At 60.2% G+C, this 22041-nt stretch carries 21 protein-coding genes and 2 pseudogenes; 10 read left to right on the top strand and 13 right to left on the bottom strand.

The window, feature by feature from the left end; genetic code table 11:
• Positions 1-61 precede the first annotated feature (61 nt).
• The 6 genes from J2X76_RS29785 to J2X76_RS29760 all read right to left on the bottom strand — a co-directional run bounded on the left by J2X76_RS29785 (position 62) and on the right by J2X76_RS29760 (position 7004).
• Complete coding sequence (locus tag J2X76_RS29785) at positions 62-1123, bottom strand: sn-glycerol-3-phosphate ABC transporter ATP-binding protein UgpC (RefSeq protein WP_310221273.1); 1062 nt, start codon at positions 1121-1123, stop codon at positions 62-64.
• Positions 1124-1275: 152 nt separating this feature from the next.
• Positions 1276-2709: an FAD-dependent oxidoreductase gene (locus tag J2X76_RS29780; RefSeq protein ID WP_310221271.1), complete on the bottom strand. Its 1434-nt coding sequence runs from the start codon at positions 2707-2709 to the stop codon at positions 1276-1278.
• A 108-nt stretch (positions 2710-2817) separates the two neighbouring features.
• Positions 2818-4113, bottom strand: a complete 1296-nt coding sequence (locus J2X76_RS29775) for an extracellular solute-binding protein (RefSeq protein WP_310221269.1) — start codon at positions 4111-4113, stop codon at positions 2818-2820.
• 39 nt (positions 4114-4152) lie between these two features.
• Positions 4153-4986, bottom strand: a complete 834-nt coding sequence (locus J2X76_RS29770) for a carbohydrate ABC transporter permease (RefSeq protein WP_310221266.1) — start codon at positions 4984-4986, stop codon at positions 4153-4155.
• On the bottom strand, positions 4976-5845 hold the full coding sequence (locus tag J2X76_RS29765) for a sugar ABC transporter permease (RefSeq protein ID WP_310221264.1): 870 nt from the start codon (positions 5843-5845) through the stop codon (positions 4976-4978). Before J2X76_RS29765 ends, J2X76_RS29770 begins: the two co-directional genes overlap by 11 nt.
• A gap of 58 nt (positions 5846-5903) precedes the next feature.
• The gene (locus tag J2X76_RS29760) at positions 5904-7004 is read right to left on the bottom strand and encodes a LacI family DNA-binding transcriptional regulator (protein ID WP_310221262.1); all 1101 of its coding nucleotides are present in this window, start codon (positions 7002-7004) and stop codon (positions 5904-5906) included.
• Positions 7005-7159: 155 nt separating this feature from the next.
• Between J2X76_RS29760 and J2X76_RS31695 the strand changes: the two are divergent.
• Positions 7160-7269: pseudogene (locus tag J2X76_RS31695) on the top strand (integrase); the annotation flags it as partial.
• A gap of 940 nt (positions 7270-8209) precedes the next feature.
• Here the strand turns inward: J2X76_RS31695 and J2X76_RS29755 are convergent.
• Complete coding sequence (locus tag J2X76_RS29755; RefSeq protein WP_310221260.1) at positions 8210-8503, bottom strand: DUF982 domain-containing protein; 294 nt, start codon at positions 8501-8503, stop codon at positions 8210-8212.
• Positions 8484-8894, bottom strand: a complete 411-nt coding sequence (locus J2X76_RS29750; RefSeq protein ID WP_310221258.1) for a hypothetical protein — start codon at positions 8892-8894, stop codon at positions 8484-8486. Before J2X76_RS29750 ends, J2X76_RS29755 begins: the two co-directional genes overlap by 20 nt.
• Positions 8895-9676: 782 nt before the next feature.
• Here J2X76_RS29750 and J2X76_RS29745 point away from each other — a divergent pair.
• From J2X76_RS29745 to J2X76_RS29730, 4 genes are all read left to right on the top strand, one after another.
• Positions 9677-10087: a hypothetical protein gene (locus J2X76_RS29745; protein ID WP_310221256.1), complete on the top strand. Its 411-nt coding sequence runs from the start codon at positions 9677-9679 to the stop codon at positions 10085-10087.
• 137 nt (positions 10088-10224) lie between these two features.
• Entirely contained in the window at positions 10225-10818 is a 594-nt protein-coding gene (locus J2X76_RS29740; RefSeq protein ID WP_310221254.1) for a hypothetical protein, read from the top strand.
• A gap of 209 nt (positions 10819-11027) precedes the next feature.
• Positions 11028-11585: a DUF4142 domain-containing protein gene (locus J2X76_RS29735; RefSeq protein WP_310221252.1), complete on the top strand. Its 558-nt coding sequence runs from the start codon at positions 11028-11030 to the stop codon at positions 11583-11585.
• A gap of 187 nt (positions 11586-11772) precedes the next feature.
• Positions 11773-12954 (top strand): MFS transporter, encoded by a 1182-nt coding sequence (locus J2X76_RS29730; RefSeq protein ID WP_310221250.1) that lies wholly within the window; start codon positions 11773-11775, stop codon positions 12952-12954.
• Between the two features lie 105 nt (positions 12955-13059).
• On the opposite strand, the gene J2X76_RS29725 is transcribed toward J2X76_RS29730, so the two are convergent.
• The 3 genes from J2X76_RS29725 to J2X76_RS29715 are packed head-to-tail and all read right to left on the bottom strand — an operon-like array spanning position 13060 to position 16330.
• Positions 13060-13719 carry a DUF6766 family protein gene (locus J2X76_RS29725; protein ID WP_310221248.1) on the bottom strand — a complete coding sequence of 220 codons (660 nt, stop codon included), beginning with the start codon at positions 13717-13719 and terminating at the stop codon, positions 13060-13062.
• A 41-nt stretch (positions 13720-13760) separates the two neighbouring features.
• A complete protein-coding gene (locus J2X76_RS29720) occupies positions 13761-14591 on the bottom strand; it encodes an SMP-30/gluconolactonase/LRE family protein (protein WP_310221247.1) in 831 nt (276 codons plus the stop codon).
• Positions 14588-16330, bottom strand: a complete 1743-nt coding sequence (locus J2X76_RS29715; RefSeq protein WP_310221246.1) for a glycoside hydrolase family 15 protein — start codon at positions 16328-16330, stop codon at positions 14588-14590. Before J2X76_RS29715 ends, J2X76_RS29720 begins: the two co-directional genes overlap by 4 nt.
• 217 nt (positions 16331-16547) lie before the next feature.
• On the opposite strand from J2X76_RS29715, the gene J2X76_RS29710 reads away from it, so the two are divergent.
• From J2X76_RS29710 to J2X76_RS29690, 5 genes and pseudogenes are all read left to right on the top strand, one after another.
• Complete coding sequence (locus tag J2X76_RS29710) at positions 16548-17411, top strand: SDR family oxidoreductase (protein ID WP_310221244.1); 864 nt, start codon at positions 16548-16550, stop codon at positions 17409-17411.
• Positions 17408-18424, top strand: coding sequence for a patatin-like phospholipase family protein (locus tag J2X76_RS29705; protein ID WP_310221242.1), 1017 nt, complete (start codon positions 17408-17410; stop codon positions 18422-18424). Before J2X76_RS29710 ends, J2X76_RS29705 begins: the two co-directional genes overlap by 4 nt.
• Positions 18425-18484: 60 nt before the next feature.
• Positions 18485-19038, top strand: a pseudogene (locus J2X76_RS29700) (GXWXG domain-containing protein).
• Positions 19039-19170: 132 nt separating this feature from the next.
• Complete coding sequence (locus tag J2X76_RS29695) at positions 19171-19485, top strand: LLM class flavin-dependent oxidoreductase (RefSeq protein ID WP_310221240.1); 315 nt, start codon at positions 19171-19173, stop codon at positions 19483-19485.
• Positions 19482-20129, top strand: coding sequence for an LLM class flavin-dependent oxidoreductase (locus J2X76_RS29690; RefSeq protein ID WP_310221238.1), 648 nt, complete (start codon positions 19482-19484; stop codon positions 20127-20129). Before J2X76_RS29695 ends, J2X76_RS29690 begins: the two co-directional genes overlap by 4 nt.
• A 146-nt stretch (positions 20130-20275) precedes the next feature.
• On the opposite strand, the gene J2X76_RS29685 is transcribed toward J2X76_RS29690, so the two are convergent.
• The gene (locus J2X76_RS29685; protein WP_310221236.1) at positions 20276-20506 is read right to left on the bottom strand and encodes a hypothetical protein; all 231 of its coding nucleotides are present in this window, start codon (positions 20504-20506) and stop codon (positions 20276-20278) included.
• 361 nt (positions 20507-20867) lie between these two features.
• Entirely contained in the window at positions 20868-22040 is a 1173-nt protein-coding gene (locus J2X76_RS29680; RefSeq protein ID WP_310221234.1) for a patatin-like phospholipase family protein, read from the bottom strand.
• Position 22041: the final 1 nt, after the last annotated feature.

Genomic DNA, 22041 nt, shown 5'->3' with positions numbered 1-22041 from the left:
AACAAGCAATATGGGCCACGTCGGAGCCGACCGCCGGGGACCGGCTCGGTCAGTGCCGCGATCAGCGAAAGAGATGGGCCGCGCCCGGGTTGAACTGGAACTCCGCCGCATCGCCGAACGCCAGTTCCACATCGATCGGAATTGCTGCCACCACTCTCTCGTTTTCGGCGGTGTCGACCGCAATGATCGTCTCGGTTCCCAGGCGCTCGACCAGTGCAATGCGCCCGCGAAGGCCTCCTTCGCCGGCCGCCGGCTGTCCCGGTTTCAGAAATTGCGGCCTGATGCCGAGCCACGCCTGATCGCCGATCGCAAAACCTTTTCCGCGGACCGGGATCGGGGACATCGAACCGGAAGCGACAGTTGCGGTGTCGCCGGCGACGGACTGCACCTTCACGGCTAAGAAATTCATCTTCGGCGCGCCAATGAAGCCTGCGACGAACTTGTTTGCCGGGTTCTTGTAGAGTTCCATCGGAGAGCCGACCTGCTGCACCAGGCCGCCGTCGAGAACGACGATCTTGTCGGCCAACGTCATCGCCTCGATCTGGTCGTGGGTGACGTAGATCATCGTCGCGCCGAGATCGCGATGCAGCTTGGCGAGCTCCATGCGCATGTCGACGCGAAGGGCGGCATCGAGGTTGGAGAGCGGCTCGTCGAACAGGAAGACGCCGGGCTTGCGCACGATCGCCCGGCCGATCGCGACGCGCTGGCGCTGACCGCCGGAGAGCTGGCTCGGCTTGCGGTCGAGTAGGTGTTCCATCTTCAGGATGCGGGCCGCCTCGCGCACCCGCGCGTCGAGCTCGGGTTTCGGTGTCTTGTTGAGGGAAAGGCCGAAGCCCATGTTCTCATAGACGGTCATATGCGGATAAAGCGCATAGGACTGGAATACCATGGCGATTCCGCGCTCGCGCGGTTCGACCTCGTTGCAGAGCCGGTCGCCGATATGGAGTTCGCCGCCTGATATATCTTCGAGCCCCGCGATCATCCGCAGCAGCGTGGACTTGCCGCAGCCGGAAGGTCCGACAAACACCACGAACTCGCCGCCCTTGATCTCAAGATCGACGCCCTTGATGATATCCACCGCGCCAAAACTCTTCTTGAGCCCGGCCAGACGCAAACTTGCCATGCTTCCTCACTTTCTTGAAATCTTCGGGGCGCGGCACCGGGGCCGATAGGCCTTCACGCCGCGCCCGTCGCCCACGGTCCGCCTATGGGCAAACAAACGGTTCAAAACGATGCCGGCCCCGCAGCGTGCGCCGCCGGGCCGGCAGTCCGCGATCAGGCGTCTTCCAGTTCCCTTGCGCGCTCGGTGCTGTCCTTGACACGCAGATAGGCGCCCTTGGCGATCAGCTGGCGGCGAAGTTCCTTGACGTCGATATCGGCCGGCGCGCGGTTGCTGCGCACCGAGATCTTCGCCGCGCGTCCCGCCGCCTCGCCCATCGCCATGCAGGTCGCCATGACGCGGATCGCGCCCATCGCCTCATGGGTGGTGGAGATCGCCCGGCCGGCAACAATCAGGTTGCTGACCTTGGTCGGGATCAGCGAGCGATAGGGAATGTCGTAACAATCGCCGCACCAGATCAGGGTGCAGCCGTCATCGGCGGGCCGGTGGATGTCGATCGGATAGCTGGCCACCGCAATCGAGTCGTCGAAATGACGGCAGCCGAGCACGTCCTCCTGGTTCATCACATATTCGCCGACGATGCGGCGGGTCTCGCGGATGCCGAGGAAGGGCGCCGTCTTTGTGAAATAGGCCTTCTCGAAGCCAGGGACGTAATTGATCAGGTAGGTGACGATATCATCGATCTGGCTGCGGGCTTCGATCTCGCCCATGGTCAGGCTCGCGGCATCGGTGCCGTCGACGCCCTTGACGCGGGTCATGTTGATCCAGACCTCGCCGGCTTTCAGGCCGGTGATGATGATGGTGCGTTCGTTGGCGATCTTCAGCCCCATCTCGTCCTGCGCCTTGGCGATCAGCTCGCGAAGGCCGACGATGATGAACTGGCGGTTCTGGCCGAAATATTCCGCCGGGATGAAGTCGGTGAGATAGGTGCGCGCCTGCGGCGGCTGGTTGGCGATGCTGAGGCGCAGCTTTTCGGTGTCGACGCCGGCGATGCAGAACATCAGGGTCGGCGGCTGCATGCCGCCATGTTCGTTGCCCTTTTCGCAAGGGACGCCGGCGCGGTAGGCGACATCCGCATCACCGGTGCAGTCGATGACGACCTTGCCGAGAATGGCGCCGCGGCCGGTCTTGCTCTCGGTGATGACGCCGCGGATCATGTCGCCATCCATCACGACGCCGGCGCAGAAGGTGTAGAACAGCACGTCGACGCCCGCTTCGGTCAGCATTTCGAGCGCCACGGTCTTCACCGCTTCCGGCTCGACGAGCGTGATGCCCATGTGGAGCGGGCACGGCCGGTGTTCGCTGGCACCGTCGCGGGCCTTCAGCCGGTCGATGAATTTCTGCGGCAGTCCCTCGATGATCTGGTTGCCCTTTTGGCCGAGAAAGCCAAGGACCGGGAGGCCGATCGTCATGTTGCCGCCGACGAAGCTGCGGCTTTCGATTAGGCCCACCCGCAGCCCGTCTTCCGCGGCGGCGAGCGCCGACGTCAGGCCGGCCGGTCCGCCGCCGATAACGAGCACGTCATATTCCGCCGTGACGGGGGTCGCCCGGGCGGGCTCCTGGATCGATCGGATAGTGGTGTTCAACATTGTCCTTGTCTCTTTCGTGGATGGACCGTCAGGGTCCAAAAACAGTCATGCCGGTTTCGGCGATACCCGACGTCCGGGCGCTCGGCGCCCGGACGGTCTTCGCGAATTTCAGGCCTGAAGCAGGGGCTTCACGCGGGTGGCAATGGAGGCCACGGCTTCCTTGACCTCCTTGCGACCGAGAACAGCAAGCTGCACCTCTTCGAGGAAGATCGACTGGGCGCGGGCCGCTTCGGGGAAGGGCGGGAAGGCGCCGCGGGCGTTCTTCAGCACCGCCGCCTCGACGGCTGCGACCGGGTTGCCCGCCGCGAATGACTGGTCCCCATAGGTCGAGACGCGCACCGGACCGTTGCCGTTCTTGGCCATGCCGAGCGTGGCGCGCTTGCTGGAAACTTCCTTGATGAACTTCCAGGACAGGTCCTTGTCCTTGGAGTTCGCGGGGATGACCATGCCCCAAGCTTCTACGATCGACGACATCGGCATCTTGCCCTTGAGGCCTGCCGAGATCGGGAATTCGATCGCCTTGATCTTGCCGGGGAATTTGCTCTGTTCCTTGTTGTTGAGCTGCGCGAACCGGGCAAACGGCAGGACGGTGAAGGCGGCGCGGCCCTGCTGCAGCCAAGTCACCTGGTCGTCGTTCTTGGTGGTCGCGTAGCTGCGCGGCAGTGCGCCGCCCTCGAACATCTTGCGAAGAACGGTCAGGCCCTTTTCCATCGCCTCTGGGTTCGGCAGCAGCTCGAACTTGGCTGTGATGAAATCGCCGCCGAAGGCGCGGGCGAACATGACCGGGAAGACGGCGAGGTCGCTTGCCAGCACCATGCCCGCGACCGGCGTGCCGGCCTTGGAGGTGAAGGTGAGTTTCTGTGCCTGTTCCATCAGTTCTTCGAGTGTGCTCGGCGGGGCGGTGATGCCCTGTTCTTCGAGAAGCGCCTCGTTATAGAACAGGCCCTGGGTCGCATGGCGGACCGGGATGCCAATCAGCTTGCCTTCGACGGTCATGCCCTGGACGAGGCCCGGTGCGATATCACTGAAATCCTCGATCGCATCCTTCTTGAGATAGGCGTCGAGCGGCTCGAACATGGCGGCGATCTGCTTGGTCGGCCGGTTGTCGACGATGTAGCCGACGTTGAAATCGGTGGTGCTGAGGCTCGCCTCGCGGAACAGGCGGTCCTGCAGCGGATTGGAATCGAACGTCGTCCAGACGACGTCGGCATCGTTGGCGGCACGCCAGTCCTTGAGCAGATCACCGTCGCCGGTGCCGAGCACCGTCTGGTGCACCTTGTGGCTCAGCACATTGACGGTCTTGCCTGCGGCAAACGATGGCCCGGCGGCGAGCATCGCCGCTCCCCCCATCGCGGTGCCCAAGAAGCCGCGCCGTGTGATGTTGGTAAGCGATTTGTCTGACATGATTTCCCTCCCTTGCAGACAGTTGAATACCCTTGGTGACTAACCCTTGGTCGCGCCGGCGGTCAGGCCGGCGACGAGATAGCGGTTCATGAAGATGACGAAGAGCAGAACCGGTATGAGCTGGACCGTCGAGGCCGCAAACAGCACGCCCCAATCGACGCCGTCGATCGATCCGATCATCTCGGAGATCACCAGCGGCGCGGTCTTGGCCTTGGTCGCGGTGAAGATGAAGGCGAACAGGAACTCGTTCCAGGCAAAGACGACGACAAATACCGCGACCGCGAGGATGCCGGGTGCTGCGAGCGGCACGATGACGCGCCTCAGGATGGTGAGCCGCCCTGCGCCGTCGATCTGCGCCGCCTCGTCCAGTTCGCGCGGGATCTGGTCGATGAAGGTGCGCATCAGCACCGTGCCGAGCGACACGAAGAAAGTCGCATAAAGCACCATCAGCACGATATGCGTGTCGTTGAGGCCGATCGCATTGATGATCGGAAACAGCGGCAGCGTCACGACGATCGGCGGAATGAGGCGCACGATGATCAGGAACATCACGCTCGCACCCAGCATCCGGCTGCTGTAGCGCGAATAGACGTAACCCGCCGCCGTGCTGGTGGTGATCGCGATGATGGTCGCGCCTGCGGTGATGATCGTGCTGTTCAAAAGCCCGGAGAAGAACACACCCCAGCCGTTCCACAGCTGGACATAGTGCTGGACCGTCGGCGAAAAGACGAATTTCGGCGGAACCGCGAAAATATCCTGGCCGGGCTTGAATGACGACAAAACGATGAAGGCGATCGGAAACAGCGACCAGGCGAGGATGACCGCGACCGCGACTGTTTTTCCAAGGCCGATGGCGAGCTTGTCAGTGCGCATTGCCGGCCACCTGCTTGCGAAGAAGGAAGACATAACCGGTCGCCAGAAGCAGAGACGCGAGGACCATGATCCAGGCGGTCGCGGCCGCCGTGCCGAAGGCGTTGAAGCTGAACGCTTCCTGATAGAGATAGACCGCGACCACTTCCGTCGAACGGGCCGGGCCGCCCTGGGTCATCAGCCAGACTTCCGAAAAGATGCGGAAGGCAAAGATGTAGCGGAAGAGCAGCGCCACCACGATCGCCGGCCCGAGCAGTGGCATCGTTACGCGGCGGAAGGCGGCGAAAGGCGTCGCGCCGTCGATGCGGGCTGCCTCATAGAGATCCTTCGGGATCGCCAGGCGCGCCGCATAAAGAATGATGAAGGTGAAGGGCAGGTGCAGCCAGATGGTCAAGAGGCCGATCATGATCAGCGCATGCGACGGCTCAAAGGACCAGTCGAGCATCGGCAGGCGGAGCCATGTCAGCATCGCCGTCACCGGGCCGACATCCGGATCGAACAGGAAACGCCACATGGCGACTGCGATGACCTCGCTCACGGCATAGGGCGCAAGGACCGCGACGAGGAGAACGCGTCGGCACGGCAGGCCGCTTGCAAACAGCAGGGCCATCCCAAGGCCCAGCGCCAGTTCCAGATGCACGGCGAAGATGACGATGAGGACGGTGTTGCCGAGGGCCAGCAGGAAGGCCGGATCGGTCAGCACCTTGATGTAGTTCTGAAGGCCGACGAAGGTCGCGGACTGCCCGAAGCTGGAGGCATGCAGGCTGAGCCATACGACATAGAACGACGGTATGACGATGACACTGAGGATCAGTATCTGCACCGGCGCGAGGAATGGCACGACCTCGGTGATCTTGTTCAAACGCAAAATGCTCCTCCCATGCGAGCTTAGTCTTTTGGCTGACGTTCTTTTCCGACGCCTAGTGGATGCTGTTCGGCCGCTCCTCGGCCTTGTCCGGTGTGTCGGCCACCTGTTCCTCCGCGCCCTTGCGAAGTTCCTCCACGGGCGACGGCACGAGGCGGCGGGTGGAATCCCGCACCTGGAGACTGGTGTTGAGAATGCTCGGCGCAGGCGCCGAGACATCGCCCATCATCCTTTTCTGCAGTCTCTCCCAGGCAAGGTGGGCGATTTCGTCGACCGGCTGCCGGATCGCGGTCAGCGCCGTCTTGCGGGCGCTCATCCAGGTGTAATCGTCGAAGCCGATGATCGAGACCTGGTCGGGAATGTCGATCCTCTGCCTTGCAAGCGCGGTGAGCACGGCAAGCGTGGTGACGTTGGTCAGGGCAAAGACGGCAGAGGGGAGCGGATGCCGCTCCAGCCAGTGCGCGAAGATCTCGGCGCCCCGTTCGGCATTGGAGCCGAGCGCAATCGCTACCGGCTCGCGGCCGATCATCTTCTGCACGACCGAGGTTGCGCCGCGGACACGCTCGCGGATCGGCGCGATATCGAGATGCGATGCCGCCAGCACGATATCCGAATGGCCCATTTCGACGAGGTAACGCCCGGCGATCTCTCCCGCCTCGAAATTGTCGATCGTCACCGTATCGGCGGCGGCCGATTGCGGGATCACGCGGTCGACGAGGACGGTGGGCAGGTGCCCGACTTCGCCGGCAAGTGCTGCCGGCACCGTGTCGGAGCAGGGCACGGCGATGATGCCCGATGGCCGCCAGCCGAGCAGCGTCTGCAGGCGCGACTCTTCGAGCTGCTTGTCGTCTCGCGAGCTTGCAACGATGACGTCGTAACCGTCCTTCAGCGCCATCACCTCGACGCGCGAGATGAGCGAGGTGAAGAACGTGTCGTCGAGATCAGGCACGAGGACACCGACCACCCGTGCCTTGCCCGATTTCAGCTGTGAGGCGGCGCGGTCGATCTGGAAGGAAAGGTCCTTTGCCGCCTGCTCGACCTTTTCGCGCAGGTCGTCGTTCACCGGCTTGCGACCACTGAAGACGTTCGACACAGTCGCGATCGACACGCCTGCGCGTTCGGCGACTTCCTTGAGCGTTGCACGTTTGCGGGACACCGCAGCCTCACTGTTAAACGTTTTACCGTTAAACGTTTAACACATCTAGAAGCATTAGCAAGAGGCCGTAAACTTTGATATTCGATACAGTACGAAGGTCATCAAGGTGCAACTGTGTGAACCGAATTCGTCTGGGTTCGAGGGAGTCATCCTTGCTCCCCATTCATCTCGGTCGCATCAGAATTCTGGCGGCGGCCAGGACGAGGTCGTTTATCTTACCGGCCGTCCGGTGAAGGCGCTCTATGCCTGGCTGGCAGGTCAAAAATCGACAGCGCAATGCGTTTGGGAGGATCGATCGTTCCTCTTTCTGCTCGTTTGTTACTTTCTGATGTTCTGATCGATCGTTGCAGGAATGCACTCGACTCACACCTTGGACATGTTTCACTCCGCAACCGTGGCGTGAGGGAAACGACTATGGTTTACGAGTGGGATGTGCGTCGGGCACGACGGGCGAACGCGCTGAAAATGATCTCGGCGTTGCTTGCCGGCGTTATCGTGGCTGGCCTACCGGTTTGGATCGTCACCTTGGCAATCGATTTCTAGCAAACGGCGTCAAAGCTCGACTTGCTGTTAGAACCCATCGATCTGCGCTCAAAAAGCCTTGCAACACACGTGAATGACGATCTGAAGCAAGCGGCTCGGCTCCAACCGGTATTCGACCGCCTTCCGTTTTTCGGGGGATCGCAACCCACTTCTGCCCCTCTCGACTCTTTCAACATTCAGATGCAAAGTGGAACAATCTCGAACGCGGGCTGGATCCGAGATACTTTTCTCCATCGACTTGAATTCTCATGCTCAGTTTATTCCAGGAATGACATGAGACTACCTGGGGGATGAATTGGTTGACGGACAATTTTCGATCCGCTGCTGGATCGACCCGAACCCTGAGAAGCCTTGTGACGCCGAGGCTTATTTCGACGACATCGGCAGGTTGGAGCACTCGGTCGTGAACCTCCTGGAGCGCGGAAGATATAGGTTAATTGTCGTCTCCGAATGGGAGACCGCTACCCGAGAACACAAGAAGCTCGGCACTTACACCCTCGACAACATCAAAGACATCGCTTCAATCGGAAGGAAAGCTCGGGCTTAAACCGGCCGACCGAATACGAAACGCGGATCCGGAGCGCGCCATGAAGCAACGCGTCGTTCAACAAAAGCCCGCCGCGAGGACGGGCTGATGGGTGGGAATGTCGCTTGTGATGCGTTCAGGAACCCAGATTGTGGTCGGTTGTCCGCCTCGCAACGAGCGGCACTTCATCGATGTTCGCGAGCATGCCCTGCTTCATCAGGAATCGCCGCACGTTCTCCCGGATCGCAGGCAGTGGGAAAACCCCCTGGGCTGCCATCCGGCATGCCTTTAACAGCACTTCGTATGTGCCGTCCTTTTTCTCCGCCGGCCAATCCTCCAGCAAGTCGAAGACGTCTTCCAGACTGCCGAGTTCCTGAACATAGCGAGATTTCTTCACAAACAACGGGTTGTCAAAAAGTGTGTTCGCCATCGCTACCTCCTTTCTCAAGCGAGCGGTTGACGGCGCGAAATTTAGGAGCAGAAACAGAATATTCAAGATGGTACAGCCTCCCCTGAACACGGGCGGCTTCCTCGGTCGTGTCGGCAAGGACATCCAGGGAGAGTGCCACACCCGCGCCAGCCACGACCGCAGCGACGGGCAAAGCGACCGGAGCGGTCGCCAGAGCGACGGCGCCAGCTCCATAGAGGGCCAAACCGCCAAAAGCAGCTTCCGACCCGATCTTGAAGCCGCGGACGGATCTCGCGGCCGAGTAAAAACTTTCCTGTTTGGCCGCATACTCCTTGAGCGTCTGTTCTATCAGCACGCTCTGCCGCTCAGGCGGTAAATTAGAGCGCGGTACAGTCGTTTTGTTCGCGTTCAAATAGAGTTTCGCGCCCTCGACACCGGCCTTGGTTATGAGTTCAGCTGTGCCCTCGCATCGATTTCCGCCGCAGAAACCGGCGCCACCAAGAATCCCCAAAAGACACAGCAGTAAAGATGCTTCCTCATGACGCCCCCGCCCATCTGCTACCTATAGTTTTGTCAAAACCGTATGAAGCGCGAGAGAACAGACCATGTCCAAGTAAATGTTTCGACGATGCATGTCCTCGGGCCGTCCTCGCAAAATCCAAGACGGTTCATGCCAAGTAGGAATGCCCAATAGGATAGCAGCGGTTTTCACCTCGCATTTCTAAGCCGGAGAATCAGGATAAAGCCATGGGCGAGATTTCCGGAATACTCGTCACGCTAACGGCCGCCGCGGGAGTCGCAACATAGTGGCCGGAGTGGTCGGTGGGACCGACTGCCCCGCCCGTGCGTCCTTATGCTCTGGAGCAATAATAACCGGCTTCATAACATATCGTCGCTATCGACTCTGAGTTGTTGCCCGGCGTGGAGGACGCGCAGCACCACCACTTCGCCGTTCATCAACGATGAAGGCAATGCTGATACGCCGTTCGAAACCGACAATGCGCATGCCGTCGTGCTGGTTACGCGGACGCAAATCGGGCTATTGACGCCTTGGACTCGCTCTCGCCGCGCAGTGAAAGAAATTCGACCATTGCGGCACCTCAAGCACCGATTGCACGCGAAAAGGCGAGTCTCAGCATTGACTTTAAGTGACGAGGAATCAAAAGCTTGCCCGCCTGACAGAGGAGAACACTGATGGCCGACGAAACCACGATTGACACAGCTGCAACGACCGAAGCGCCGGCCGTAGCCCCCACTGAAAAGAAGACTCGCAAGCTACGGATGCCGAAAGCTGCTGCTGAAGCCAGCACCGTCGATACTACCGCTGCACCTGTTGAAAAGCCGGCCAAGAAGACGCGCGCGAAGCGTAGCTCCAAGACGGTCCCTGCCAAGGCCGAAAAGTCGGTTGCCGCACCGAAGACGACCACGCCTCGCGCCCCCCGCGCTGCTGCTGTATCCGCTCCGATCTCTACAGCTGCTGACGTCATCGACGATATCGCCGATCTCATCAAGCTCGAGGAAGAGAACAAGCAGCTTCGTAAGGAGCTCTCCGAAAAGCTGCGGGCAGAGAATGCGGATCTGCGCAAGCGCCTTGGAAAGGCCTGAGTTCCGGGCTTGAGCGGCGCCACGCATTTACATGCGGCGGCGCCGTCGATCTTTCGCCTGACTGAGCCGAGATCAATGCTGTCCGGGTGACAATAAATGACCGCGGCTATTCCCCGCCGCCATGCTTTGAAGGTAAAATGATGAGAACACCATGGAGATTTGTGGCTGACCTGGTGTCGCGTAAACCGAAACCACACAGCCTTGATCAGAGCCCAGCAGTCGCCCCGAAGACCATTGCGCTCGAATACAAGCCTGTTCCTGAAGAGGCCCCACCGGGCATCGAACCGGCAGCGGTCGACCGCTCCGTTGAGTCCAATGCCGAGGCGAGCCTGCTCCAACCAGATATCGGCGCGACGGACGCCGAGACAGAGGCCCAAATCGCAGGAGAACCTCCTGCGGTAGCCGCCAGTATCGAGGAGCTCGCAGCCCTCCCCACCTCGGAACAGCCTGAGGAAGAAGCGCCCGCTCCTTCGCAGAACAAAGCTGCCAAAACGCTGGTAAAGCGAGCGCCGGCACGCCGAAAGAAGGTCGAGCCGATCGCGGAGCCTGTGTTTTCCGTCGATCAAACAGATGATGTCGCTCCTGCCGTTTCCACCGGCCCGAAATCCTTCAGCGATCAGATGGCCGACCTTGACGCGGAGGTCGATGCGTTGCGGCGCCAGCTTGCGAAGAAGCTTAGCGAGCAGAACGCGCAATTGCGCAAGATGCTCGCCAGATTCGATCCGCGTTAATCGCGGGCCGCCACTCCGACAGAGGGGAGGCTCGGTCGGTAGCGGAACCTCGTGATGCAATCAGTCCGGGTTCGGCCGGGACTAGAGGAGATGGAGGCCATCTTCCCCTTCGACCTCGGCCAACCGATGATAGCCCTCAGTGTGTGCCTGCTGGGAACCTTGAACCAGCGCCGTGGTTAGCGCGGGTCGCATCAACAACGGAGAGACCAATGTACCGCCGCACCATGATCACGGCAGCTGCAGCTATTGCAGCCGTCCCAACTCTGCTTACTTCGACCGCATTTGCCCAGACCGGCCCTGCGATGGGCGAGGCGGAAAAGAAGCACGCGGAAGCGACAAAGAAGGTTGGCTCTCTGTCACTTGCCACCAGCCGCCTCGCCGTGGAGAAGGCGTCCGACCCGATGGTTAAGGCGTTCGCGAAGTGGGAGGTCGCCGAGCAGGAAACGATCGCCGGCATTTTGAAGTCGATGGAAATGGGCGGTAAGGCGGAAGGAGCCCTGAAGCCGCCATCAAGTCAGGAAATCGAGGCGATGCTCGACCCGGAAGGCAAGGCGTCGCTCGACAAGTTGAAGACCGCAAGCGGGGCGGAGTTCGACAAGGCTTACGTCACGGCGCAACTCGACGGACACAAAAAGCTCCTGGCGATCCAGGAAGACTATCTGAAGGTCGGTCAGGATCGCGAGCATCTGAGCGTTACCAAGCTCGCGCGTGGCCAGATCAAGGAACACATCGACCACCTCGACATGCTGAAGTCGAAGCTTGGTTGATCGAGCTGTAGCGGTGACCACGGATGTACTGGCACCCTACACGCCCGTGAGGCCGGCGACATGTCGGCCTCACGTCAATGGCGTTTGCCGAGGCAAATGAGCATTGAAGAACCTTGTGTGGTTTTGATCCGCTCGTATCCACTTAAGCTGTATGGGCCGCAACGCTCACGGAGGGCGATCCGCTCTGATGATTGACCCGCGCACCCTCCTGACCGCCCTCGCCTTTTTGGCCTTCATCAGTCTCGGGCTTCCAGACGGGGTGCTCGGCGTATCGTGGCCCTCGATCCGCTCGCAGTTTGGGCTTCCGCTGGACCGGCTTGGCCTCCTTGTCGCCGTCACGACCGCCGGCTATCTGACCGCAAGCTTCATGAGCGGCTATCTCTTGTGCATACTTTCCATCGGAACGGTGCTCGCCGTCTCAACCTTTGCGGCGTCGACAGGACTTTTGGGTTTCGCGGTCGCGCCTACGTGGTCTCTGATGATCGTACTCGGTTTTGTCGCAGGACTTGGCGGAGGCGCCGTCGATGCCGGGTTGAACTCCTATGGCGCGAGACATTTCAGCCCGCAGACCCTGAACTGGCTGCATGCCTTCTTTGGGCTGGGCACCACGATCGGTCCCGTCATCGTCTCTCTCGTTCTTGGAAGCGGCCGTGCCTGGTGGCTGAGCTACGCGATCGTCGGGTCGGCCCAGTTAGCCCTGGCAATGACGTTCCTCTTCCTGCGCCGCCGATGGGAGGAGGTCGGCGAATTGAGCGCTGGCAACAAGGAAGAGGCCGTTCCTGCACCAGCGCTGGAGACACTCAAGAGACCCATCGTGTGGCTTGGGATGCTCGTTTTTTTCTTCTATTCGGGCGTCGAGATATCGGCCGCACAGTGGAGCTACTCCCTTCTGCTTCTGGGCCGAGGCTTTTCGGAGGGCGCGGCCGGCACGGTCGTGAGCCTCTACTGGGGCAGCCTGATGGTCGGCAGGATTGCCTTTGGCTTCGTCGCGAACGCCGTTCCACTTATACGGACCCTGCGCCTCTGCTTGTCGGGAAGCATGGCAGGGGCGTTGTTGTTCTGGCTGGACATCTCGCCCGTGGCAACCGTCGCCGGCTTGATGCTCATGGGCTTTTTCTTCGCTCCGGTTTTCGCATCATTGATCAGTTTGACGCGGGACCGCGTCGGTCGTGACCATGCGGATAGTACCATCGGTTTCCAGATCGCAGCGGCAGGCCTTGGCGGCGCTGTTCTAACGGCTCTCTTCGGCATGCTGACGCGCTCGTTCGGGCTCGAAGCGATCGGAACATCGATTCTGGTTTCGACCGCGCTGCTGCTGGTACTTTTCGTAGGATTCACGACGGGGGTCGCCCGAAGGCCGTCCCAGTAGCTGCCATATCACCACCCGGATCCTTTGTCGTCGCGATCGAAATGGTCATGACCAGGGCTCAGCGCCCACGAATGCTCAGAAATGCTCGCGACACTCGTGGCGCGATCAGGATCCAGTCTGCGAGTGTGGAGCAGCTACCGGCTTCGATTCCGGTGAACCGCGAAAACGAAGAAAGATTGACAGGACCACGATCACAGCCGTCGAGAGGAACTCCGACTGCCAGTTCTGAAAGGATTCGAACCAGAATTGCGCGCTTGCGAGATGGTTTAGGATCGGCTCAGCCGGCTGACCGTGCTGAAGTGCTTCGGCGTTTGCTGCTATGGCGCTGTAACGAAGGTGAAGAATGAAGCTCGCGAAAAACAGGACGGCAAGCGCGATCCCAAGCGAATAGGAATAGACTATGCGCAGGAGCCCGCCTTTTCTGACCGGCGTCGGCGCGTCGCCGTCGTCGCTCCGATCGGCGGGGTTCTCATCCTGCGAAGCTGGCTCGTCAGGATCTTTTGATTCCGCCGAACCACGCTGGAATAGTATCGCCGTCAGCATGACGTAAGCGGACATCTGCAGGAATTCGCTCTCCCAGTTCTCGAATATAGCAGAGAGGAAGTGCCCAGAGACTGCGTAGCTGGTCAGTGCCAATGGGTCGCCTCCATGTTCAACGAGCTCCTCGTTGTTGACACTCCATCCTGTCAGGAGCATCCCGACAATTGTCCCTACGGTCAGGACAACAAGGGCAATCGTCAGACCATTGTCTCGCAGCAGTTTCATTGTTTCCTCCGATGCACAAAAGCCCCAGCCGCGTCACGGGCTCAGATGAGCTTGGCTGTGAAGACTGCTCCCGACAGTGGCGAACGCTGCCGATCTGCATCTTCCATCCCAGCGTAAGCCGTAGTGATGAACAGCGCGCCCTCCGGTCCAAGAGCGCAGCTCGTCACGTTCAGAGCGGGGACATCGACCTTGTCGATCAGGTCACCGCGATGCGAATAGATCTCGACGCATGCGCCGCCATAGACGGCAACAAGCACTCTGCCTTCCCGATCGGAAGACAGACCGTCTGGATGCCAGTCGTCTTTGCGAACGAATACGCGGCGGTTCGAAATCGTACCCGCCTCGCCATCATAGTCATACATCCAAATTGCGCCGCGGTGGGTGTCGGCATGATAGATAATCTTGCCATCGGGGCTCCAGGTCTTGCCATTGGCGTTTACGTAGCCGCCTTCGACCTCTTCGAGCACGCCATCGCGTAAGACATAAAGCGCCGCGGTCTCGGACGGCTCCTGCGATGTATTGATCGTCCCGCCCCAGAGCCTGCCTGAAGGGTCGAGCTTGCCGTCGTTCAGGCGATGCTGGCTTGGAAGGTCCAGTGTCGCGATCGCGGTCTCAACTCGCGTTGCGAGATCGAAGTCATAGACGCCATCGCTCATGCCAAGCAGCAGATGGCCCTCCTCATCAGCCGGAAAGACAAAACTGACCTGCTGAGACACCTGCCAGGACCTATGGGTCCGAGCACACGTATCATAAGAGTGGACCATTCGCCCCTCGATATCGACCCAGTACAGCGTCGAGGACGCATTGTGCCAAAAGGCGCCTTCCCCGAGCTTTGAGAGCGGAAGATTCGGATCGAGAAGATCGGCATTCATGACCTGTTTTCCTGTATCGAATAGATGGCGTGAAGGAGGGCGAGATGGCTCAAGCCCTGTGGCAGGTTGCCGAGACCTGCGCCGGTGGCAGGATCAATCTGCTCGTTGAGGATGCCGAAATTGTTGCCGAGCGGTCCGAACAGGTCGTGGAGCATCTGTTCGGCGCGGTCCACTTCGCCCAGGAATGCGTAGGCTTCGACCAGCCAACAGGAGCAGGCGACGAAAGCACCTTCCTCGTCTGCCGCCCCGGAATAGCGATAGACCAGCGGGCCGACAACGAGTTCCCGTTCGATGGCGCCGCGTGTCCTCAGTAACCGATCCTCATGTTCGAAACCGAAGCGGGTCGTGAGCAGCAGCGCCGCATCAAGCCTTTCAGTTCCTGGGTAGAACGTGTAAGCTTGTCTCGCTTCGGACCAGCAATGTTCATCGATCCAAGCCAGGACCAGATTCCTCTCCTGCGCCCAATTAGCCTTCTTTGCCCCGTCGATGTGACCACCTTCAGCGAGCTTCACCGCCCGGTCGAGCGCCAGCCAGCAGCCAATCTTCGAAAAAGTATAGTGCTGCTCGTCTGGAAGCTCCCAGATGCCAGAATCCTTGAGGTGCCAACGCTCGACGACCTGGTCTGCCAGCGCCACGAGCAGATCGGCAGCCGCGGGATCGAGCACGTGGCCCATCTTCGCGAACAATGATGCGGTCTCCAGCAGATCGCCATAACAGCTGAGCTGGATCTGGTCTTTTGCCCTGTTGCCACGCTTCACAGGATGCGAATTTCTGTAGCCGGGGACGTCGATGTCCTGCTCTTCCGGGACATCCTCTCCTCGCAGGGTGTAGACGACTTTTGGCTCGCTTCCGTCTGCGCCAATCGTGCGGACCAGCCAGCCGAAGGCCGCGATCGGCTCACCAAGCGCGCCCGCGCGCAACAGGGCCTTGATCGTATAGGCCGCGTCACGAACCCAGGCGTAGCGATAGTCGTAGTTCTTGTCGCCGCCGATGCGTTCTGGCAGGCCAGCGGTCGCAGCCGCAGCGATGGCTCCGGTCTCGGAGAACAGCAGGAACTTCAACGACAGTGCGCAGCGGGTGAAATCCTTCTTGAAGGGCCCATCGTATGTCAATTGCGCCGACCATCGTTTCCACTCGTCATCACTGAGGTCGATCCGGGCATCGATATCAGCGAGCTCCGGTATCGCCAGCGGCGCGCCGTCGGCGACCAGGAATGCCAGACAGGTTGTACTGCCCTCGGAGCTCACGTATGAAGCCACCGTATGTCCGTCTTCCTCCTGCACGATCCCCACGTCGCCATCGTGGCAGAACGTGGTCGTCAGGTCGCCGATGTAACGGACCTCGGCGTTGGGATGATCTATCCTTTTGATGTCGCCTTGAGCATTGATCGGCAGCAGAACGATTTCGAACTCGACTGTTCCCGACACACCCTCAATGCGGCGCGCCAGCTCGCACCACGGCAGCCGGCCAGACACGCCGCTGTTGAGCGACTCTGTCAGACGGGCCTGGCCAGTGTCCGTTATGAAGATCGTCTCCAGGACGTTGCTGTTGTCCCGATAGCGCCGCTCGATATGAAATGGCCGCGTCGGGGTGATTGAGAAGCGCCCGCCCTCGGGATCGTGCATCCGATTGAACAGCGGCGGAGCGTCCATTGCCGGAGCGCACCACCAGTCGATCGATCCATCGGCGCCGACCAGTGCGATTGAACGGCCGTCTCCAATCGCCGCGTAATGCTCCAAGGGAAGGAATCCGTCGGCGCGTTCGGGTGTCAGTGCATGAAGCATAATGGACCGGGCAATGAGGGGACTGCAAATCATCAGAAGCGCGTCGCAAAGGACGCAACATTGAGAAGCACCAAAGTGGGAAATAGTTCCTCTGCCTCATCGGCGTTTGGTGCGGAACCTTGTGCCGTTCCCAAGGTTTGCAGCCCGCTACAATCAATCCAGGAGCAATGCCATGACCAACATTCGTCGCCCCTCCCCTCCCTACGGCGAACAGCAGCAGGAGCCGCCGGGCACGACGGCGCTGATGGACCCCATCCCCGATCACGGCGAAAAATCCTACAAGGGGAACGGCAAGCTCGAAGGCAAGGTGGCCTTGATCACCGGCGCTGACTCCGGGATCGGCAAAGCAGTGGCGATCGCCTTTGCCCGCGAAGGCGCCGACATCGTCATCTCCTACCTCAACGAGAACGAAGACGCTCAAGATACGGCCAAATGGGTCGAGGACGCGGGACGCAAGGCGCTGGTGGTGCCCGGTGACATCAAGTCAGAAGACCATTGCAAGATGCTGGTGCAGCGCGCGGTCGACGAGCTCGGTGGTCTCGATATTTTGGTGAACAATGCCGCCTTCCAGCGGACCTATGCCGACATCGCAGACATTTACGCCGAGGAGTGGGACGAGACGTTCCGGACGAACATCTACGCGCCCTTCTTCCTGTCCAAGGCAGCGGCTCCGCACATGAAGCCAGGCAGCGCGATCATCAACACCACCTCGATCCAGTCGCGCCAGCCGTCGCCTCAACTCCTTGCCTATGCATCCACCAAGGGGGCGGTTTCGAATTTTACGGCTGGGCTCGCGGAAATGCTCGCCGAAAAAGGTATCCGGGTGAACGCGGTCGCGCCAGGCCCGATCTGGACGCCGCTGATCCCCTCGACCATGCCGGCGGAAAAAGCTGCCAAGTTCGGTGAGCAGACGCTGCTAAAGCGCGCCGGACAGCCGGCAGAGCTCGCCGGCGCCTATGTCCTGCTGGCATCGGAGCTCGGGAGTTACATGACCGGCGCGGTCATCCCCGTCACCGGTGGCGAGATCATGATTTGACACCCCCCGACGCCTCTTCGGAAGTCTGGCTGTGCCTATCGGGCGGCAATGCGCTTGGTGCGTATCATGCCGGGGCGTACAGCGCCCTGCACGCGGCAGGCATTCTTCCGAAGCGCGTCGCGGGGACTTCGGTCGGCGCGATCGTTGCTGCTGTGATTGCCGGAAACCGGCCTGAGGACAGGTTGGCGCGCCTGGACGAGTTTTGGCAACTGGCGGCCAGCGATGTTGCGATCGCCAACTTTGCTCACTTCTGGGACGGGTCGAAGATCGCCTCATCGCTCGGCACACTGCTCCACGGCCGACCGGGCCTGTTTCAGCCGTCCCTTGGCTTGTGGTGGCGGCGGCTGAGCGGTCTGTCGTCACCATCCCTGTTCGAGCGCTCGGGCATGCGAGCCACGCTCTGCCGGCTAGTCGATTTCGACTATCTCAACAGGGGAGAAGTTCGCCTTGTCGTCAATGCGACGGACGTGGAAACCGGGGAAGAGCAGGTTTACAACACCTCTCAAATGGAGGTCACCATCGACCACCTGATGGCGTCTTCGGCTTTTCCAGTGCTTTTTCCGTCCGAGCCATTGGGCGACCAGCATATGGTCGACGGTGGCCTCGCCGCAAATCTGCCGATCCTTCCGCTGTTTCGGGACCCACCGGCCTGCCCCGTCAAGTGTTTGGCCTTCGATCTGGTCCAGGCGAACGGACGTGTGCCGAATACCCTCGACAACGCGGTCCACCGCATGCAGGACCTGCTGTTGTCCAATCAAAGCAAACGGTCGATGGAGTTGCTGAAACACCGGGCATCAGGGTGGCCGGTGCCGATCACCGTACTTCATGTCTCCTACAAGGGTGAACGGGAAGTCGGCGGCAAGATGCTGGAGTTTTCCGCTGCATCAATGAAGCTGCGAACAGACGCGGGGAAGTCCGACGCCGAGATTGCAATGCGCTGGCTTGACGAAGCCGGCCTACCGGGGAGCCACGCCGATCATATTAAAGAGTATGAGTTTGGCGTAACAGGTTAGGTGTGGGAACGGGGATTGCATTGATGAACCTTGAAATCTTTTCCAGCGAGAGGCTCCTCCGTGACCGAGTCGGTAGCGAGTGATACAGGTAAGACTGATCAGGCTTCTGCCACCGCCTGGTTCCGCACGCTTCCCCCGTGCTCCCTACGGAGATGGTTGGTGTTTGGCGAGGAGAGGGTATTCCATCAGGCCATCCGTTGGATGGTGTCCTGGAGAACTTGAACTGGTTCGGTAAACGATTCCACGCCGATTTCCGGGCCGACGCCCTCCTGTTCCGGTGGCGGCCGGGCCGTCTAGTTCCAATCGAACCGTCAGTCGTTCCGATCAAAGTCGTTCTTCGCTTCGCAAGCTTCGGCAGGACGTTTATCGCAAGGAACTGGTTCTCCTACCTCCAGAAAGCGTTCCGCGCTAACGGGCCGACGGCGACCGTCAAACTACGCTCTGTCGATTTCGACGAGACAGCGGGAATGGTGTATGACCGCCAGCCAATCGTCGATTACTTCCGTCGGATCGATGACAACGAAGTGGCGGGCATGATGGTGGTTAAAGGCGACGACTGGCGTTACTTCTTCCGCCTTCACCGCGTCGACAATGCGGATGGTGAGGTTCGTTAGCGGTGAACAAAATTTGTCACTTCGCGGGGTTGTCGACTTGCTCTGGTTGCAGCCCGCCCATTCCGGGTTCCTCCTTGATTCCAGGAACGCCGGTTCGGTCCACCCTCGCAGCGCAAAGGAGCACGCGGCAAGATGATGTTGGGTTATCATGCGTCTCACGAGCAGTTCTCCCCGCGCGAGCTGCTAAATTATGTCAAGGCAGCAGAAACGGCCGGCTTCCAAGCAATCACGACGTCGGACCATATCGCGCCCTGGAGCAAGCGGCAGGCAAACGCCGGCAACAATTGGGCGTGGCTCGGAGCAGCGATGATGGCCACCTCCCTTCCATTTGGAAGCCTGGCTATTCCCGGAGGATGGCGATATCACCCTGCCGTTCTCGCACATCTGGTCGCGACGCTTGCCGAGATGTTCCCCGGCCGCCTGCGCTGGATCGTGGCGAAGCGTTGAACGAGCATGTTGTAGGACAAGGCTGGCCCGGCAAGGCCGAGCGCAATGATCGGCTTCTGGCCGGAACACAGATCATTCGGGCGCTCATGCGTGACGAGGAGGTTGACGAAGCTCATCGTTGGTTCAGCGTTGACAAGGCCAGGCTTTGGTCAGAGATCGCGCCATCGATCTACGCGGCGGCGTTGACGCCGGAAACCGCCCAATGGTCAGGAACATGGGCCAATGGTCTTGTTACCGTCCGCAAACCGCGCGCCGACCTTGAAGAGATGGTCGCACGCTATCGCGCCGGGGGAGGAGGGGGCAAGCCACTTGCTTTGCAACTGCAGATATCCTGGGCGCTGAACGAAGCCGACGCGCGAACTGCAGCATGGGAGCAGTGGCGCAATGCTGCCGCGCCATCAGACTGTTTGGCCGAACTCAAAACGCCGGAAGAATTCGATGCTGTGACGACGGCGGTGCGGCCGGAGGAAATCGATGAAGTGATCCCGTTGATCACCCGGGCGGACCAGTTGCTGGACATCATCCATCAATGCGCGTCCTGTGGGTTCGACGAAATCTACATCCACAACGTCTCGCTCGACCAGCACGCTTTCATGGGATTCGTGGGGAGAGCAGTCCTGCCGGAATTGAGGACGGTGAGCTAACGCAAATCTCGTGCTCCGTGGCGATTTCGAAGTGGCGTGATTGAACGCAGACCACTCACCATCACTGCCGCACGCCGAGGGATGTGAGTTGACGGTTCAAGGCGGCAACTGGTGGCATCCCTTGACCTGAAGCGGGTTGGTCGCGCTTACGCAGCTTCTTCTTCTGTGATTACTATCTCGCGGGCGATGCTGCCGCTGCCCTCCGCGGCGCGGGCGGCGAAGTCCTCGGACCCTGTCCGAACGAAGAAGCTGTCGCAAGTCTCCTGGAAGACGAGACGCCGACCCATGCCGTGCTTGATCTCAATCTGGGCGGCGGTGGACCACGCTTCGAGATCGCACGCGCCATGAAGGCGCGGCGTCCCCTTCGTCTTCATCACCGGCTACGATACCGATGTCATACGGGCTGAGTTCGCTGACGTCACACGCCTGCAAAAGCCCGTGCCGTTTCGGTCGCTTGTGGACGCGGTAAGTCGGCTTTAAGCGGGCCGCGTCTGCGAAACTGACTATCCGCCTTCCACCCAGCAGACACTTGCAAACCGGTTCTGGAACGTTCACTTCGGGCTGATTGCGGAGCAACGAGCGTAGTTTAGCGCCTTGAAGGGAATCGAACCAACGACACACTTCTTCCAGTCGGCATGCGCGTCTGCTTGCACTCAGAGCAGGCACCACTACTCGCCCTTCCGCAGGTGCGCCTATCTCCCCGAGAACACGAACACTGATCTCTTTGTTCGTAGGATATCATGGTGACACGGTGAACTTCGGGTATTTAACCCAGAGCCTGCCATCCCGCGCCTTCTGATAGCCAATGCCATATACCCTTCGCATATAGGTCTCGTTCAGTGGGTCCGTCATTGAATAAGGCACCTGCTCTTCAATCGAGGCGATGTCCAAGTCGATATCAGATCGCTGTGCGAAATTGAAAATCGCGATGAGACCCAGCTTTGTCTGCGATTTTAGCAGAGTAGCATATGCTCGCGCCATAATTGGCAGTGCTTTCCGAGGCGACATCGAAAACTCTGGTATCAGCGCGTTGTTGATGATCACGTAAATATGCAGGTCCTCGTTGCGAGAGCGACCCGGCGCGACGATCAACTGCTCGGGCAAGGTAAAGAACTGAGCCGAACTACCCCCGTCAGAATGCAACTCTTCAATCAACTTGCCGTCAACAACGGTCTTGATGGATACGGGCGGAAGGATTCCGGGAACGCTGGCGGAGGCAGTCAATATCTGGTGTACCAATGGGAGCGCATCCGCCCTACCGCTGCTGGCAATGGCTCCTACGTTCCAGACGACGGCCCGTTGCGTATCGAGATTCGTCGTCATCACAAGGAGGCGGCGACCGGCCTGATGCTCGTGGGCAATCCGGCTTAAAACGGCACCTGTGATGTTCTCCTCTACCATATGGCTTAGAGCGTCTCCCCGAAGAAGGCTGGGGGAGAAAACTCCAAGCCCTCTCCAATCGATGTCGACGAGACTGCTGGCCTGGTCAGAAAGATAAAGGCTTCGAAGCTGCTGATCATACCCAGGGCCCAGGAATGCAAATGGTGCGATCAGCGCTCCCGTGCTGACGCCAGTTACGACGTCGAACGTTGGGCGGTCGGCGCGTTCGCTCCAGGCGGAAAGAACACCCACCGAGAACGCCCCACCAGCGCCACCACCCGATATGGCCAGCATCGTGGGCTTATTCATGCCGATAACGGGTCGCCACGGGTCGTGGACTGACTTCACAGGTCGCGGGTCATCAGCGTGAGCTCTGATATTTTCGAAGCCGAGGATCTGCGCACGCCCGGCTTCCGCGACGGTATAATGCGGGCGGTTTGCTGCCGCGCACCCGCTCACAACGAGCGTCACCACGACACAAAACCCTGTCAGCCTCGACCACCCGTCGACGAAAAACGGCACGCGTCGCATC

Source organism: Neorhizobium sp. 2083, from assembly GCF_031455615.1.
Lineage (GTDB): Bacteria > Pseudomonadota > Alphaproteobacteria > Rhizobiales > Rhizobiaceae > Neorhizobium.
Note: the sequence above shows the minus strand (reverse complement) of the source record. Positions and strands in the feature narration are given on the sequence as shown.

Excerpts from the sequence above, each read along its gene's own strand:
- J2X76_RS29785 (WP_310221273.1), bottom strand. The coding sequence starts at position 1,123 with ATGGCAAGTTTGCGTCTGGCCGGGCTCAAGAAGAGTTTTGGCGCGGTG.
- J2X76_RS29780 (WP_310221271.1), bottom strand. The coding sequence starts at position 2,709 with ATGTTGAACACCACTATCCGATCGATCCAGGAGCCCGCCCGGGCGACC.
- J2X76_RS29775 (WP_310221269.1), bottom strand. The coding sequence starts at position 4,113 with ATGTCAGACAAATCGCTTACCAACATCACACGGCGCGGCTTCTTGGGC.
- J2X76_RS29770 (WP_310221266.1), bottom strand. The coding sequence starts at position 4,986 with ATGCGCACTGACAAGCTCGCCATCGGCCTTGGAAAAACAGTCGCGGTC.
- J2X76_RS29755 (WP_310221260.1), bottom strand. The coding sequence starts at position 8,503 with ATGGCGAACACACTTTTTGACAACCCGTTGTTTGTGAAGAAATCTCGC.
- J2X76_RS29745 (WP_310221256.1), top strand. The coding sequence starts at position 9,677 with ATGGCCGACGAAACCACGATTGACACAGCTGCAACGACCGAAGCGCCG.
- J2X76_RS29740 (WP_310221254.1), top strand. The coding sequence starts at position 10,225 with ATGATGAGAACACCATGGAGATTTGTGGCTGACCTGGTGTCGCGTAAA.
- J2X76_RS29735 (WP_310221252.1), top strand. The coding sequence starts at position 11,028 with ATGTACCGCCGCACCATGATCACGGCAGCTGCAGCTATTGCAGCCGTC.
- J2X76_RS29730 (WP_310221250.1), top strand. The coding sequence starts at position 11,773 with ATGATTGACCCGCGCACCCTCCTGACCGCCCTCGCCTTTTTGGCCTTC.
- J2X76_RS29725 (WP_310221248.1), bottom strand. The coding sequence starts at position 13,719 with ATGAAACTGCTGCGAGACAATGGTCTGACGATTGCCCTTGTTGTCCTG.
- J2X76_RS29720 (WP_310221247.1), bottom strand. The coding sequence starts at position 14,591 with ATGAATGCCGATCTTCTCGATCCGAATCTTCCGCTCTCAAAGCTCGGG.
- J2X76_RS29710 (WP_310221244.1), top strand. The coding sequence starts at position 16,548 with ATGACCAACATTCGTCGCCCCTCCCCTCCCTACGGCGAACAGCAGCAG.
- J2X76_RS29695 (WP_310221240.1), top strand. The coding sequence starts at position 19,171 with ATGATGTTGGGTTATCATGCGTCTCACGAGCAGTTCTCCCCGCGCGAG.
- J2X76_RS29680 (WP_310221234.1), bottom strand. The coding sequence starts at position 22,040 with ATGCGACGCGTGCCGTTTTTCGTCGACGGGTGGTCGAGGCTGACAGGG.